Genomic DNA, 16,887 nt, shown 5'->3' on the forward strand with positions numbered 1-16,887 from the left:
GACTTAAGAACTATTCTCAAAACCTTAAAATAGTCTTAAATTCAATTTATATTAATTCTAAATAATATTTGTAATCCACGTTGACTCATTAAATATTATTTTTGCACAAAAAACATCACATTATGAGAATTTTAACGAACAAAAAAGCATTATTCCTATCCGCCACCTTTTGTGTTGCCACTTGTTCTTTACATGCACAAGATCGAAACATCATCATAAATCAAGACCCAAAATTCGAACAATTGCTGAACGAAAAGAGGAAAATTAACACAAGTATTGCGATAAACGACTATTATAAAATTCAAATTTATAGTGGTGACAGCGAAAAAGCAAAAAAAACGTTAAGTGACTTTAAACAAGAGTTTGAGAATATTGACGGAACGATTATTTTTAACACACCTAATTATAAAGTATGGATTGGAAATTTCAAAACAAGGATTGAAGCAGAAAAAAACCTTGTTATAATTAAAAAAAAATACAAAAATGAACTTTTAATAAAACCTAACAAGTAATCAGTTGTCTTTTTAAAAATTCAAATATTTAAAATTAATTATCACATAAAAAAACCATTCGTTTGAATGGTTTTTTTATGCCTATATATAGTTAAAAAGAAAATTATTTATAAGTATTAACCAGCGTCAAAACATATTGTAAAGAGAAAATCCAATACAAAAATCTACGTTTAAATATCATATTCTTTAAAACTACATTCTAAATAATAAAATAAAAACTTTCTTCAATTTTACAATTAACAACAGTAAAACAATAAAAAAAGTCAAAATCTAACAGAAGAACGTTCTTGTAAAATTAACTCATTTTGACTATCTTAAACATCCAAATAAAAGCTAACACAAGCAGATATGAATTTCCACATTCATACTTTAAATCTAAAATTTAAGCAAAAAAAATCCCGACGAATCGGGATTTTTTTTAAAATATTGAAATTCTATTTCAATTTCTTTTTGATAGCAACTTCATGATAAGCTTCAATAACATCTCTCTCTTCAATATCATTATAGTTTTTGATTTGAATTCCACAATCGTATCCTTTTGCCACTTCTTTCACATCATCTTTGAAACGTTTAAGTGCTAAAAGTTCTCCTGTAAATACAACAACACCTTCTCTAATGATTCTGATTTTAGAGTTTCTTGCAATTTTACCATCCATAACCATACAACCTGCAATAGAACCAACTTTAGAGATTTTGAATATCTCTCTAATTTCAGCTGTACCAAGTATTTCTTCTTTCATTTCTGGCGCTAACATTCCTTCCATCGCATCTTTCAAGTCATCGATAGCAGCATAGATAATAGAATAGTAACGGATATCAATTTCTTCTTTATCTGCTAACTGTCTTGCATTTCCAGCAGGACGAACATTAAATCCGATAATAATCGCATCTGAAGCAGAAGCTAACATAACGTCAGTCTCTGTAATCGCTCCAACTCCTTTATGAATAATATTAATTTGAATTTCTTCAGTAGATAATTTAGAGAATGAATCTGATAAAGCTTCAACTGATCCATCAACGTCACCTTTAAGAATCACATTTAATTCTTTAAATTGACCTAAAGCAATTCTACGACCAATTTCATCTAATGTAATATGTCTTTGTGTTCGAACAGATTGTTCACGCATTAATTGAGAACGTTTTGAAGCAATTTGTTTTGCTTCTTTTTCATCTTCAAAAATATTGAATTTATCACCCGCAGTCGCCGCACCGTCAAGTCCTAAAACTGATACTGGAGTAGATGGACCTGCAACGGTAACAATATTTCCTCTTTCATCATGCATGGCCTTAATTTTACCATGATGTTTTCCAGCCAACATATAATCACCAATTTTTAGTGTTCCATGTTGTACTAATATAGTAGAAACATATCCTTTTCCTTTATCTAAGAATGCCTCAACAACTGTTCCCGAAGCCGCTTTATTAGGATTTGATTTTAAATCTAAGATTTCAGCCTCCAACAATACTTTCTCTAATAAGTCTTTAACTCCAAGACCTGTTTTTGCAGAAATATCATGCGATTGGATTTTTCCACCCCAATCTTCTACAAGTAAATTCATACTTGCTAATCTTTCTTTGATTTTCTCAGGATTGGCATTTGGTTTATCCACCTTATTTATTGCAAAAATAATTGGAACACCAGCAGCTTGAGCATGACTAATTGCTTCTTTAGTTTGTGGCATGATATCATCATCCGCAGCAATTACAATAATAGCAATATCGGTAACTTGAGCACCACGCGCACGCATCGCAGTAAATGCTTCGTGACCAGGTGTATCTAAGAAAGCGATTTTTTGACCGTTATCCAAAGTTACTCCGTAAGCACCAATATGTTGTGTAATACCTCCAGACTCACCAGCGATAACATTTTCTTTACGAATATAATCAAGTAAAGATGTTTTACCGTGATCAACGTGTCCCATTACCGTAACAATAGGAGCTCTGAAAACTAAATCTTCTTCTTTATCTTCTACAACTTGAATAGCTTCTTCAATATCAACTGTAATAAACTCTACTTCATAACCGAATTCATCAGCAACAATTGTTAATGTTTCTGCATCTAAACGCTGGTTCATGGTAACCATGATACCAAGTGACATACAAGTTCCTATAACTTTAGTAATTGGCACATCCATCATGATAGCAATTTCACCTACAGTAACAAATTCCGTAACCTTAATAGTTTTACTTCCTTCATCTAAAGCTCTTTGCTCATCATCTGATTTCTGACGGTGCGTATCTCTTTTATCTCTTCTGTATTTCGCAGCTTTAGATTTACCACCTTTACCTTGTAATTTTTCTAAAGTCTCACGGATTTGATTTTTAACTTCTTCTTCCGTTGGCTCAACTTTAGCCACAATTGCAGGTCTGTTTCCTTTTACGAAACCAGGTCTTGCACTTCGGTTTGCATTAAAACCTCCACCACCTGTATTAGGTGTAATTTTATTAGGATTTGGCGCTCCAGGAACTCCAGGAGTTGCAGGTGGACGTGGCGCTCCTGGTTTTGGAGCAATCCTTTTGCGTTTATTTTTATTAGCATTATTAGCTCCAGCAGCTCCTGGCGCACCCGGCTTGTTTGGAGTAATTTTAGGCTCTTCTTTTTTCTTTTTTGGTTTGTTGAATTGAGATAAATCAATCACTTGACCCGTAAGAGTCGTTCCTGACAATTTTTGATACTGAGTTGTTATTGTTTCATCAATAGGAGCTTCTTCCGGTTTTTCAATTGGTTTTGCTTCAGGAGCAACTTCTTTCTTAACCTCTTTTATACCAGGAATTGGCTTTACTTCTTTCTTAACAGAAACAACAGATTTTTCTGGAGATAATTCTTTAGCAACAGGTTCCTCCGGTTGAATAATAGCTTTAGGCTGTTCAATTTTCTCGGCAACAATTGGAGCTGCAGGTGCTATCGTAGTTTTCTTAGGATTAAGATCAATTTTACCAACTTGAACAGGTCCAGTTACAACAGCTCTGGCCTTGATAACTTCTTGTTGTTTTAAACGTTCTTCATCTTGCTTACGTTTGTCTTCAATTTCTTTCTCTCGTTCGACACGTAACGCTTCTTTTTCCTTCCTTTTCTCTTCCCCTACCTCTTTCGAAGCCTCTTTATTCCCCTTGTCGCCCGCGAATTGACTTTGCAGGATATTAAATTCCTGATCAGAAATTTTTGTGTTTGGATTTGCATCAATAACAATTCCCTTATCTTTTAGATAATCCACAGCTCTTTCTAACGAAATATTTAATTCCCTTAAAACCTTGTTTATTCTAATTACTCTCTCTTCAGACATATAACCTTTTTATTATTACCTTTTTTTGTTGTTTCAAAACCTAATCCCCATTAAAAAAAGAAATTAAGGTTAAGAATTTAATTTTAAAGAATTGATTAACTATCAAATTCTTCTTTCAATATTCTTATTACATCCAGAATCGTTTCCTCTTCCAGGTCAGTTCTTCTTACCAAATCCTCTACATCTTGTTTCAAAATACTTTTTGCAGTATCTAAACCAATTTTAGCAAATTCTTCGATAACCCATTCTTCAATTTCATCTGAAAATTCTGTTAATTCAACATCATCATCATCTGCAGTTGCTCCAGCCACATCACCTTCGCGAATAACGTCTAATTCATAACCCGTTAATTGTCCCGCTAATTTAATATTGTGACCTCCACGACCAATCGCTTTAGAAACTTCTTCTAATTTCAAGAAAACTTCAGCTCTTTTTGTCTCCTCATTAATTTTGATAGAAGAAACTTTTGCAGGGCTTAATGCTCTTGTAATATACAATTGAATGTTATTTGTATAGTTAATAACATCTATATTTTCGTTTCCTAATTCACGAACAATTCCATGAATACGAGATCCTTTCATTCCAACACATGCTCCAACAGGATCGATTCTATCATCGTAAGAATCTACAGCTACTTTTGCTTTTTCACCCGGAATTCTCACCACGTTTTTAACCATAATCAATCCGTCAAAAACTTCAGGAATTTCTTGTTCAAATAATTTTTCTAAAAACTTCTCAGAAGTTCTAGACATAATAATTTGAGGTTTATTCCCTTTTAATTCAACGCTTTCTATGATTCCACGAACATTATCTCCTTTTCTAAAAAAGTCAGAAGGAATTTGTTTTTCTTTTGGCAAAACAATTTCATTTCCTTCGTCATCCACTAAAATAACAACTCTAGGACGCACATGGTGTACCTCGGCAGTATAAATATCCCCGATAATATCTTTAAATTGTTTGTAAAGATTAGTATTATCGTGTTCGTGAATTTTTGAAATTAAATTTTGACGCAAGGCTAAAATAGCTCTTCTTCCTAAATCTATCAATTTTACTTCTTCAGAAACCTCTTCACCAATTTCAAAATCGGCTTCAATTTTTCTAGCTTCAGTTAATGTAATTTCTTCATTTTCAAAATCCAAATCTTCGTCAGCAACGATTACTCTTCTTCTCCAAATTTCCATATCCCCTTTATCAGGATTTATAATAATATCGAAGTTATCATCTGAACCATATTTCTTTTTCAATGCATTTCTAAATACATCTTCCAAAATTGCCATAAGCGTTACACGATCAATAAGTTTATCGTCTTTAAACTCTGAGAATGAATCGATTAATGCTAAATTTTCCATGCGAATTCTTTAATTAAAATGTTACTGTAACAATTGCTTCTTTAATATCTGTATAAGGTATTTGCTGCTCTTTCTGAACCGTTTCTTTCCCTTTGCCTATTTTTTTAGGTTCTCTCGCTTCCCATGACAAAATTACAAAATCATCATTAGCTTCCACCAATTCTGCCTCAATATTTTCTGTTGCAGTCTTTACTATCAATGTTCTACCAATATTTTTTTTGTATTGTCTTGTCATTTTCAAAGGAGAACCAACCCCTACAGAGGCCACTTCTAGAGAAAAATCCTGTTCTTCCCTGTCTAAATTATTCTCAATTGCCCGACTAACATCAATACAGTCTTGCAAAGCAACACCATTGTCCCCGTCTAAAGTCACAATAACTTTAAAAGCATCCGTGATAGTCAAGTCAATCAAGAAGATTGTTGGCTTTTCCTGAAGGCATTCCTCCAATAATGTATTTACTTTTTCTTTAAATGTCATATTTTTATAAAAAGAGGGGACATTTAGTCCCCTCATTATCTAGATTTTAATAAATAACGGTGCAAATATAGTGTTTTTTTACAAATTAAAATAATCGATTGCTGTTAAAATATTTCTTATCTTTATTGTAAGATTAAAGGAACGGAATTTCCCACAATTAAAAACTTGAAATCATGAAAAGAATCTTAGTCCCCACAGATTTTTCAGCTTATGCCGAAGACGCTTTAAAAGCTGCAGCCCAAATCGCAAAAAAAAATAATTCCGAGATATTCCTACTTCACATGTTAGAACTACCCCATCAAATGAGCGATGCAGTTACCGGAGGAAGCAGCATTCCTGAAGTGATGCTTTTTATGGAAAAAGCACAAGAAATGTTTGAAAAAATAAAAGAACGCAGTTACCTAAAAGATATTCCAATAACTGAAACAGTTCAATTTGAAAAAGCGTTTGACGGAATCATAACCTTCAGCAAAAAAAATAAAATTGATTTAATTGTCATGGGATCTCACGGAACATCCGGATTAGAAGAAATGCTTATTGGATCAAACACAGAAAAAATAGTGCGCCATTCCGAAATACCTGTTTTAGTAATCAAAAAAAATAAAGACAACTTCAAGACAGACTCAATCGTATTTGCATCCGACTTTTCTAAAGAAGCTAAAAAACCTTTTAAAAAGTTAGTAAAATTTGCCGCTATTTTTGATTCGCATCTACACTTAGTAATGATTTGCACACCAAACAGTTTCAAAACTACAATCGTAGCTGAAAAAATCATGAAAGACTTTGTGTCTGATTTCGAAATTAAAAAATACAATACCCATATTTACAACGATGCCAATATCGAAAAAGGGATTCTCAATTTCACCAATAGCATAAATGGAGACATAATTACCATGTGCACACACAACAGAACTGCTTTATCGCATTTTTTCAACGGAAGCATTAGCGAAGATTTAGTAAACCATGCAAACAAGCCAGTTTTAGCTTTTAAAATCCAAAAGTAATCTAGCCTAAAATTAAAAGAAAACATATTAAAATAAAAAAGCCTCTCAATTTCTTGAGAGGCTTTGTGTTGGTCTACAAGGACTCGAACCTTGAAAGACTGCACCAAAAACAGTTGTGTTACCATTACACCATAGACCAGCAGTGCTGTTAAGCGAGTGCAAATTTAATACAAAATTTAATTTCTGCAAATATTTAATGGCTTTTTATCAAAAAAAATTTCATTAATACCAATCCAGATTGAGATAAAATCACAAACAAACTAAGAACCAATCCTTTACCAACTCGTATTTGTTTTTTAGAATTTTTTGTTAATGCTCGCATCATTACACAAAAAAACATTTTCTTTGTATCTTAAAATAAAACTAAATTTTATTAGATGAATAAGGCGGAATTCAATTTCAATAAATGGAATACAATAACGGGTTGGTTTGCATTTGCGGTAGCTTTAATAACATACACCCTGACTGTTGAACCTACAATGAGCTTTTGGGACTGCGGCGAGTACATTGCAACCGCAGCAAAACTAGAAGTCGGTCACCCACCCGGAGCCCCTTTATTTCAAATGATTGGCGCTTTTTTTGCGATGTTTGCAACTGATGATAAACACATTGCCTTAATGGTCAATATGACTTCTGTTGTTTCGAGCGCATTCACCATTCTATTTATGTTTTGGTCCTCTTCAATAGTATTAAAAAAACTAATATCTCGATTTTCTGAGGAAAATAAAAGTAATGACATAGTAGTATTAGGCAGTTCTTTGGTTGGATCATTAGCCTATACTTTCTCAGATAGTTTTTGGTTTAATGCCGTAGAAGCCGAAGTTTATGCAATGGCTTCTTTGTTTATTGCCTTACTTTTTTGGTTGGGATTGCGCTGGGAACAAGACATGAATACCCCAAGAGGAGATAAATGGCTATTGGTAATTTCATTAGTTATTGGCCTTTCATTTGGAGTTCATTTCATGGCACTATTAACTATTCCGGCGATTGGATTTTTATATTTTTTTAAAAATTACAAAGAGGTTACCATCAAAAATTTCATAATTGCAAATGTTGTTGTAGTTGCAATATTGCTATTTATTTTCAAATTGTTACTGCCATTAACCATGGCTTTCTTTGGTAAAACCGAAGTTTTCATGGTCAATAATTTAGGATTACCTTTCGATTCGGGTTCTATTTTTGTTGCATTACTATTTGTAGCTTTCTTTTATTTTGGATTAAAATACACCAAACAAAAAGGACTAATATTCTACAATACAATAATTCTTTGCATTTTGTTTATTTTAATTGGATTCTCAACTTGGATGATGTTACCCATTAGAGCCAATGCCAATACAGTAATTAATGAAAACAAACCTTCGGATGCTGCAGAAGTATTAGCCTACTATAATAGAGAACAATATGGCGTAAACCCATTATTTTACGGAGCTCAATACACAGAAACATTTGCAGGATTAGACAAGAACAACCCTTATCTTGACAAAGCACCCAACTACGAAAGAGATTATAAAACAGGTAAATATATAATTACAAATAATTTTAAAAACGCAGAACAAAATACAGATGACAATCAAAAAACTGTTTTGCCAAGAATGTGGAGTACCGAGCACATTGAGAATTATATAAATTTTACAAATCCGCCTGAATTCAAGATTAATCCTGATTATGCTTATGAAGATGATTTAGCAAAATACGGAATTGATGCCAGTCAACTATCTGAGGAAGATTACAACAAGGCTATCGCACAGTTAAAAAATGAAATCGAAAAAATAGTTACAGAATTCAGACAAGCATATGCTCAAAAACAAATTGACAATGAAGGTTATGTTTCATTTCTGAAAAGTTACGGAGATTACCTGATCATTGAAAAACCATCAACAGTAGACAATTTCAGATTTATGTTTGAATACCAATTCGGCTACATGTATTGGAGGTATTTAATGTGGAATTTCGTTGGTCGTCAAAGTGATGTTCAAGGAAAATATGACAATCTGAATGGTAATTGGATAAGTGGTATTAAGTTTATGGATAATATTCATTTAGGCTCCCAAGACAATCTTCCTTCGGATGTATTGAACAACAAAGGTCGAAATGTTTATTTCTTTTTACCCTTTATACTTGGTTTAATCGGCTTGATGTACCACGCAAATAAAGATTTAAAAAGTTTTTATGTGCTATTAGCTTTATTCCTTTTTACAGGAATTGCACTAAAAATATACTTAAACGAAAGACCTTTTGAACCTCGTGAACGAGATTATGCTTTAGTGGGTTCTTTTTATGTATTCGCAATTTGGATAGGCTTTGGCGTTTATGCCTTGTACGAAAGTGCCTGCAGCTATTTAACTCCAAAAATTGCGGGACCAATATTGATTGGAGCCAGCTTACTGGCCGCTCCGGTTTTAATGGCTTCACAAAACTGGGATGACCATGATCGCTCCGGGAAATACACAGCAGTAGCTATGGCAAAATCTTATCTTAATTCATGCGATCCAAACGCCATTCTATTTACGATAGGCGATAATGATACATTCCCGCTTTGGTACGCACAAGAAATTGAAAAAGTAAGAACCGATGTTAAAATCGTAAATACAAGTCTTTTCATGACCGATTGGTACATTGACCAAATGAAAACCAAAACCTACGAATCAAATCCATTACCTATTTCATTTACCCATGACCAATATGTTGGGGATAAATTAGATTATGTAGCACACATTCCAAAAATCGAAAGTCGCTGGGATATTAAAGATTTCATCAATTTCATAAAAAATCCGAAATCTACTGTAGAAATGCAAAACGGACAAACCATCCATTTTTATCCTACAAATAAAATCAGGATTTCTATTGACAAAAATACAATTATAGCTAATAAAGTAGTTGCGCCAAAATACAACGACTCTATTGTTCCTTATATTGATATAGACATCAAAGGAAACGCATTGTATAAAAATAGATTAATGATGCTTGATATCATTGCCAATAACAATTGGAAAAGACCTGTCTATTTCAGTGGTGGTGCTTTTGACGATGAAGATTACATTTGGATGAAAAACTACCTGCAATTAGACGGAATGGTTTATAAATTAGTCCCTGTAAAAACAGCCATTCCAAAAAATGGAGGTTTACTTGAAATGGGACAAATCGACTCTGATAAAATGTATGCTAATGTAATGAAATGGGATTGGGGAAACAGCGAAAGCACTTCTATTTATCACGATCCAGAAACCAGAAGAAACAGCATTACATATCGTACAAATCTAGCAAGATTGATGAATAAATTAATAAGCGAAGGCAAAAACGATAAAGCGAAAAATATTATTGATTTAGCTATGACTAAAATGCCTTTAGAAAAATTTGATTATTATTCTTTAATCGACCCTTTTGCAAAAGGATATTACGCTATTGGTGAAAAAGCAAAAGCACAAGAACTGCTTCAACAACTGATTACTAAGTACAAGGAAAATCTCGACTATTACAGCAAACTCGAACCATCAGAGCAAACGGATATAGCTATTGAGATCATTACTGATATTGAACGTTACAGAGGTTTATTACAAGTCATGAAAGAAAGTGGAGACATTGCATTTTACAATAAAAGCAAAATTCCATTCAATACTTATGTCAATATTTTTGAACGATTTGGACGTGAAAAAGAATAAATAATTTTATAAAATAATCATAATTTAAAAAATGTAGTGCTAAAAAAGCACTGCATTTTTTGTTTAATTAAATCAAAAATGAGCTTTTATTGGATTAAAACAAAATCATTCATAAAGAGATTATTCTCAAATTACGTTTGGGACTTACCCAATACGCAAAACAAAATCTATCTTACTTTTGATGACGGACCAACACCGGAAATCACAGAATGGGTCTTGGAAGAATTAAAAAAACACAATGTAAAAGCAACCTTTTTTTGCATTGGAAATAACATTCAAAAACATCCGGAACTCTTTCAAAAAGTCATCAACGAAGGCCATGTCATCGGGAATCATACTTACAACCATATGAACGGATGGAAAACTGAAACCAAAACGTATTTAGAGAATATCAGTTTGTGCGAAAAACAAATTCAAAAATCTTCAATTGAGAACCTTCAATCAAAAATTTTCCGTCCGCCTTACGGCAAAATAAAAACAGCACAAGCAAAAATCGTAAGACGATTGGGATACAAAATAATCATGTGGGATGTTCTCAGCGCGGATTTTGACCAAACCATTACGCCCGAAAAATGTCTAGAAAATGTGATTTCAAATGTAAAATCAGGAAGTGTAATTGTATTTCATGACAGCATAAAAGCATCGCATAATCTAAAATATGCTTTACCTGAAACACTTAATATCTTAAAAGAAAAAGGATTTTTATTTGATGTTATAAAATAAATTTAACCAAGTACAAATACTAATTTATAGTTGTTCTTGAACCAAACCAATTATAGTATTCGCATCTAGTTCACCTGATTGTCTCCAAATCATTTGTCCTTGTTTGTAAATCATCAATGTAGGAAGACCTTTGATTCTTAGCGCTTCGGCTAATTCTTGGTTTTTATCTACATCTATTTTTATCACTTTGGCTTTATCACCAAGAGCAGCAGCAACATCTCTTATAACAGGATGCATCGAAACAGAAGATTCGTTCCAATCCGTGTAAAAGTCAATTAACACAGGTACTTGCGTATTTATAAGTTCTCCAAATTTTGACATAAAACCAAAAATTTTAATTTTCTAAATCTACTGAAAAGAGATAATTATTTTACAAATGTAGCATTTTTAACGAATTAAGCCACACTCTTGCCTTTTTTTAGTTCAATGACGGTGATTTCTGGCATAATTCCTACTCTTCCGGGATATGCATGATAGCCAAATCCCCTGTTTACATATACATAGCGCCCCAAATTTTCATATAAACCAGCCCATTGCTTGTAAACATATTGCGCTAAACTCCATTTAAAATATCCTGGAATTTCTATCCCAAATTGCATTCCATGTGTATGGCCTGACAACGTTAAATGAAAATTCTTTTCGTGATGTTGCACTTCATAATCCCAATGTGACGGATCATGAGACATTAAAATTTTAAAATCTTCTTTGTTCAAATGTTGCGCAGCTTTATTCAAATCTCCCGCTTGCTTGAAATTATGACCCCAATTCTCCACTCCTACCAAAGCAATTTTTTGACCTCCTTTTTCAATAAAAGTATGTTCGTTTAGCAATAATTTAAAATCAATTTGCCCATAAAGATTTTTTATGGCTTGAAAATTTGCTTCTTTAGCTTTTTCTGATGGCCAAGTCACATACTCTCCATAATCATGATTTCCGAGAACCGAATATTTACCATATTCATGTTTCTTAATTCGATTAAAAGTATCCAACCAAGGATGCATTTCTTTTGCATCAGTGTTTACGATATCACCTGTAAATAATATCAAATCCGAATTTTGTTCATTAACCAAATCAATAGCATATTCTATTTTCTCCGGATTATCAAAACTTCCGCTGTGAACATCTGAAATCTGAGTGATTTTGAATCCATCAAAAGCATCTGGCAAATCTGGAAAAAAGATACTTTGCTTAATGACTTTATAATTATATCTGCCTTCAAAAATTCCATAAATCAAAGATAAAAAAGGCACCGCTGCCAATCCTAATCCAATCTGACTTACGAACTTTCGTCTGGAGGCAAAAAAAGTTACATTATCATTACTAGAAATAAAATGATTTACTGATCCCGCACCCAATCTAAAAACATCTTCACCAATTAAAACAAGAGTCAAAACCAATTTAGGAATATATACCAAAAGAACCAAACCCATAGTAAACATAGTTTGCTTGGTTTGACCCACAGAACGATCAAATTGCATAAAAGAATAAACAATAAAAACCAAGACAAGTACACTTATAATCTGGTAGGACAGCAAAGCCCACTTTATCTTTACTAAAGTTCGCAATGCCTGAAAAGCATAGAGTTCAATAACAAGAAGAAACAGACAAAGTAATAGAAATCTAAAACCCATTTGAATAAAAATTTTAGGCAAAATAACAAAATAATTGAGCCAAACAGATTTTAATTAATTAAAATTTAACTCAAAAAGTAAACTTTAATCCCGTTTGTTTATTTTTACGGATTAAAATTTACAATTAAATATATGTCTGCCCAAAAACGCCTTTTCCTTCTCGATGCTTATGCTTTAATCTTTCGCGGTTATTTTGCCTTTATAAAAAACCCAAGAATCAATTCGAAAGGAATGGACACTTCCGCCATTATGGGATTTATGAATGCCTTGATGGACGTTATCAAACGTGAAAAACCAGACCATTTGGCTGTGGCATTTGACAACGGCGGAAGTCAATTGAGAAACGAAATCTATCCAGCATACAAAGCGCACCGCGATGCTACGCCCGAAGCCATCAAAATTGCCCTTCCTTATATTCAGGAATTATTAAAAGCGATGCATATTCCTATTATTGAAGTCAAAGGTTATGAAGCCGACGACTTGATTGGAACTTTGGCCAAACAAGCCGAAAAAGAAGATTTCAAAGTGTATATGGTTACACCGGATAAGGATTTTGCCCAATTAGTTTCCGAGAATATTTTTATGTACAAACCGGCTCGAATGGGGAATGACATCGAAATTTGGGGAATTCCCGAAGTTTTGGCTCGATTCGAAATCGATCGTCCCGATCAAGTAATCGATTTCCTTGGAATGATGGGTGACGCAGCCGATAATATTCCAGGATTACCAGGTGTTGGCGAAAAAACTGCCAAGAAATTCCTGAAAGAATATGGCACAATGGAAAACCTTTTGGCGAATACACATCAATTAAAAGGAGCCATAAAAGATAAAATCGAAGCCAATGCCGAATTAGGTTTATTATCCAAAAAATTAGCCGCAATTCTGCTGGATTGCCCTGTGACTTTCAATGCCGAAGATTACGAATTGTCAAAACCTGATGTTGAAAAAACAGACGAATTATTTCAAGAATTGGAATTTCGCCAAATGAAAGCGCAGTTTGACAAATATTTTGGAACCGGAAAAGAATACGACGAAATCGATACCAACGGAAACGGAACTCCTAGTGAGGAAACGCAACCTGCCAAAAAAACTCCTGTCAAAAAATCCAATGAAGATCAATTTGATTTATTTGGCTTTTCGGACGAAGAAAGTGGCGAAGTGAAATCGAGTTCGCATTATGCAACATTAGAAAATACCGAACATTTTTACCAAAGTATCCAAGGAGATTTTGCAGTAAAATTATTAATGCAAAACTTGATGAATCAAACTTCAGTTTGTTTTGATACCGAAACTACGGGAATTGACGCTTTGAATGCTGAACTAGTTGGAATCTCGTTTTCTTTCGAAAAAGGAAAAGCATTTTACGTTCCGTTTCCAGAGAATCAAGAAGAAGCACAAGTTTTGGTGGATAAATTCAAACTATTTTTCGAAAGTGAAAGCATTGAAAAAATTGGACAAAACATAAAATACGATTTGAAAATCCTTTCGCATTACGGAATTCAAATCAAAGGAAAATTGTTCGACACGATGATTGCGCATTATTTGATTAATCCTGATATGCGTCATAATATGGATGTTTTATCAGAAACGTATTTGAAATATTCACCAAAATCCATTGAAGATTTAATTGGGAAAAAAGGCAAAAATCAGAAATCGATGCGTGATGTGGCTTTGGAAGACATCAAGGAATACGCCGCTGAAGATGCCGATATCACCTTTCAATTAAAACAAAATTTCAGTCCAATTCTCGACAAAGCCGAAACCAAAAAATTATTTGACGAAATCGAAATTCCGTTGATTCCCGTTTTGGCAGCTATGGAATTAGAAGGAATTAATCTGGACGTTCCATTTTTAAAATCGATGTCGGTTGAAATGGCAAAAGAAAGCGCAGCCTTGGAACAAAAAATCTATGAAACGGCTGGCGAGAAATTTAATTTGGCTTCGCCGAAACAACTCGGCGACATTTTATTTGACAAATTAAAAATTGGCGGAGCGAAACAAAAGAAAACCAAAACCGGCCAATATGCCACTGGCGAAGAAATATTAAGTTATTTAGAAAAAGACAATCCTATCGTAAAAGACATTCTCGAATGGAGACAAATGGTAAAATTACAAAGCACTTATATTGATGCATTGCCAAACCAAGTGGATAAAAAAACAGGACGGGTTCACACCGATTATATGCAAACTGTTGCCGCAACGGGACGATTAAGCTCCAATAATCCGAACTTGCAAAACATTCCAATTCGTACCGAAAGAGGTCGATTGATTCGTAAAGCATTCATAGCCCGAGACGAAAATTACACCTTGGTTTCTGCGGATTATTCTCAAATAGAACTACGAATTATTGCTGCATTATCCGGCGAGGAAAATATGATTAAAGCGTTCCAAAATAACGAAGACATCCACAGAAGTACAGCCGCAAAAGTATTCAACGTTCCATTGGAAGAAGTGACAAAGGAACAAAGAAGCAATGCCAAAACCGTGAATTTCGGAATTATCTATGGAGTTTCTGCTTTTGGACTTTCGAATCAAACTTCACTTTCACGAAAAGAAAGTGCCGAATTGATTGACGCTTATTATGCGACTTATCCAAAACTAAAATCATATATGTCTAATCAAGTTGATTTTGCAAGAGAACACGGTTATGTGCAAACGGTTTTGGGAAGAAGACGTTATTTAAAGGATATCAACTCAGCCAATATGATGGTTAAAAGTGGTGCGGAACGAAATGCTGTAAATGCTCCAATTCAAGGTTCTGCCGCCGACATCATCAAAATCGCTATGATTAATATTCACAAAAAATTAGTTTCAGAAAATTGGAAATCGAAGATGTTGTTACAAGTACACGATGAGCTTGTGTTTGACGTTCACAACTCCGAATTGGAGAAAATTCAACCAATGATTAAACACGAAATGGAAAATGCCTTTATACTGGATGTTCCGTTGGATGTTGAAATTGGAGCAGGCAAAAATTGGTTGGAAGCACATTAAAATTCCTTCCCATTAAAAAACAAAAAAATCTCTAGTATTTACTAGAGATTTTTTTTATTATTAACTAAATAAAGAAAACTATAACTTTCTTGTAGATTCTCTTTCTTTCAATTTAGTTTTAATGACTTTGGTTACATAAACCATATTTTCTTCTTTAGATTCTAAACGCTCAATCAGTAATTTAGCAGCGACTTCACCAATTTCTATTCCGTGTTGACTAACGGTTGTTAAACTTGGAGACAATCGTCTCGATGCTAAAATTCCGTCAGCAAAACCTATTATAGAAAGGTTTTCAGGGATGTTATATCCTTTTTTAACTCCCATTTTTAAAGCTGCAACAGAGTCATTTTCATCCAAAGCAAAAATTCCGTCTATGACGTTATTATCAAAAATGGCTTCTATATTTTCGTTTAAACCTTCTTCAGAATCGGTACGAAGAATTATTTTGTTATTAACCGAAATATTATTGTTTTTCAAAGCTTGCAAATATCCTTCTGCTCTTAATTTCCCAACACTTAAATTATCAACCGAAGACAATAATGCAATATTTTTACAACCTAAGTCTATTAAATGCTGAGTAGAATTAAGCGCTGAATCAAAATCATCAACAATCACTTTATCACATTCTACTTCATCGGTCGTTCTGTCAAACATTACTATAGGAGTGCCATCGTTTATAATTTCTTTAAAATGATTGTATTCATGAGCTTTTTGCGCCTCTTCAGAAATAGACAAAATGAAACCATCAATTGTACCATTACTCAACATTTCAAGAGTATGAGCTTCTTTTTCTAAAGATTCATTAGAAATACACATAATAACATTGTATCCTTTTTTATCGGCTACTTTTTCAATACCACTAAAAACTTTTGCGAAAAATGAATTAAGAATATTTGGGATAATAACTCCAATGGTTTTAGTCTTTCTGTTTTTAAGGTTTAAACCAATAACATTAGGTTTGTAATTTTTAAGTTTAGCGTATTCTTTAATCTTAATTTTAGTTTGTTCGCTAATTTCAGGACTATCATTAAGCGCTTTTGAAACTGTAGAAACAGAGACATTTAGTTCTTTTGCAATTTGTTTTAGAGTTGCTTTGGCTTTCATAAGTTGGGTATTTGTTGTCTTTTGATGGTCCGACGAAATAAGAAATTTAAAAAATAAATTCTCAATTCCATTTTATTGTGTCAAAAATAATTATTTTGACTCTATAACCAAATTTGAAAAAGAGTGTAATATACAAATTTATTTGTTTA

11 protein-coding genes and 1 tRNA gene are annotated in these 16,887 nt (G+C 33.3%); 5 read left to right on the plus strand and 7 right to left on the minus strand.

The window, feature by feature from the left end:
• Positions 1 to 122: 122 nt before the first annotated feature.
• On the plus strand, positions 123 to 512 hold the full coding sequence (locus tag O6P34_RS02820) for an SPOR domain-containing protein (protein WP_269685818.1): 390 nt from the start codon (positions 123 to 125) through the stop codon (positions 510 to 512).
• A 434-nt stretch (positions 513 to 946) separates the two neighbouring features.
• Here the strand turns inward: O6P34_RS02820 and infB are convergent, their stop codons facing one another.
• The 3 genes from infB to rimP all read right to left on the minus strand — a co-directional run bounded on the left by infB (position 947) and on the right by rimP (position 5,623).
• Positions 947 to 3,796: a translation initiation factor IF-2 gene (infB, locus tag O6P34_RS02825; RefSeq protein ID WP_269685819.1), complete on the minus strand. Its 2,850-nt coding sequence runs from the start codon at positions 3,794 to 3,796 to the stop codon at positions 947 to 949.
• Between the two features lie 95 nt (positions 3,797 to 3,891).
• Positions 3,892 to 5,145 carry a transcription termination factor NusA gene (gene nusA, locus O6P34_RS02830; protein ID WP_269685820.1) on the minus strand — a complete coding sequence of 418 codons (1,254 nt, stop codon included), beginning with the start codon at positions 5,143 to 5,145 and terminating at the stop codon, positions 3,892 to 3,894.
• A gap of 13 nt (positions 5,146 to 5,158) precedes the next feature.
• Positions 5,159 to 5,623 (minus strand): ribosome assembly cofactor RimP, encoded by a 465-nt coding sequence (rimP, locus tag O6P34_RS02835; RefSeq protein WP_269686718.1) that lies wholly within the window; start codon positions 5,621 to 5,623, stop codon positions 5,159 to 5,161.
• A gap of 173 nt (positions 5,624 to 5,796) precedes the next feature.
• Here rimP and O6P34_RS02840 point away from each other — a divergent pair, with 173 nt between their 5' ends.
• Positions 5,797 to 6,627 (plus strand): universal stress protein, encoded by an 831-nt coding sequence (locus O6P34_RS02840; protein ID WP_269685821.1) that lies wholly within the window; start codon positions 5,797 to 5,799, stop codon positions 6,625 to 6,627.
• A 68-nt stretch (positions 6,628 to 6,695) separates the two neighbouring features.
• On the opposite strand, the gene O6P34_RS02845 is transcribed toward O6P34_RS02840, so the two are convergent.
• A tRNA-Gln gene (locus tag O6P34_RS02845) sits at positions 6,696 to 6,766 on the minus strand.
• A 238-nt stretch (positions 6,767 to 7,004) separates the two neighbouring features.
• Here O6P34_RS02845 and O6P34_RS02850 point away from each other — a divergent pair.
• Complete coding sequence (locus O6P34_RS02850; RefSeq protein ID WP_269685822.1) at positions 7,005 to 10,286, plus strand: glycosyltransferase family 117 protein; 3,282 nt, start codon at positions 7,005 to 7,007, stop codon at positions 10,284 to 10,286.
• A 78-nt stretch (positions 10,287 to 10,364) separates the two neighbouring features.
• Positions 10,365 to 11,009 carry a polysaccharide deacetylase family protein gene (locus tag O6P34_RS02855; RefSeq protein ID WP_269685823.1) on the plus strand — a complete coding sequence of 215 codons (645 nt, stop codon included), beginning with the start codon at positions 10,365 to 10,367 and terminating at the stop codon, positions 11,007 to 11,009.
• Positions 11,010 to 11,033: 24 nt separating this feature from the next.
• Here O6P34_RS02855 and O6P34_RS02860 read toward each other — a convergent pair whose 3' ends face one another.
• Positions 11,034 to 11,330, minus strand: coding sequence for a thioredoxin family protein (locus tag O6P34_RS02860; RefSeq protein WP_269685824.1), 297 nt, complete (start codon positions 11,328 to 11,330; stop codon positions 11,034 to 11,036).
• Between the two features lie 74 nt (positions 11,331 to 11,404).
• Positions 11,405 to 12,640 carry a metallophosphoesterase gene (locus tag O6P34_RS02865; protein WP_269685825.1) on the minus strand — a complete coding sequence of 412 codons (1,236 nt, stop codon included), beginning with the start codon at positions 12,638 to 12,640 and terminating at the stop codon, positions 11,405 to 11,407.
• 132 nt (positions 12,641 to 12,772) lie between these two features.
• Here O6P34_RS02865 and polA point away from each other — a divergent pair, with 132 nt between their 5' ends.
• Positions 12,773 to 15,634 carry a DNA polymerase I gene (gene polA / locus O6P34_RS02870; RefSeq protein WP_269685826.1) on the plus strand — a complete coding sequence of 954 codons (2,862 nt, stop codon included), beginning with the start codon at positions 12,773 to 12,775 and terminating at the stop codon, positions 15,632 to 15,634.
• 78 nt (positions 15,635 to 15,712) lie between these two features.
• Here polA and O6P34_RS02875 read toward each other — a convergent pair whose 3' ends face one another.
• The gene (locus O6P34_RS02875; protein WP_269685827.1) at positions 15,713 to 16,738 is read right to left on the minus strand and encodes a LacI family DNA-binding transcriptional regulator; all 1,026 of its coding nucleotides are present in this window, start codon (positions 16,736 to 16,738) and stop codon (positions 15,713 to 15,715) included.
• Positions 16,739 to 16,887: the final 149 nt, after the last annotated feature.

Source organism: Flavobacterium lacustre (genome assembly GCF_027474525.2).
Lineage (GTDB): Bacteria > Bacteroidota > Bacteroidia > Flavobacteriales > Flavobacteriaceae > Flavobacterium > Flavobacterium lacustre.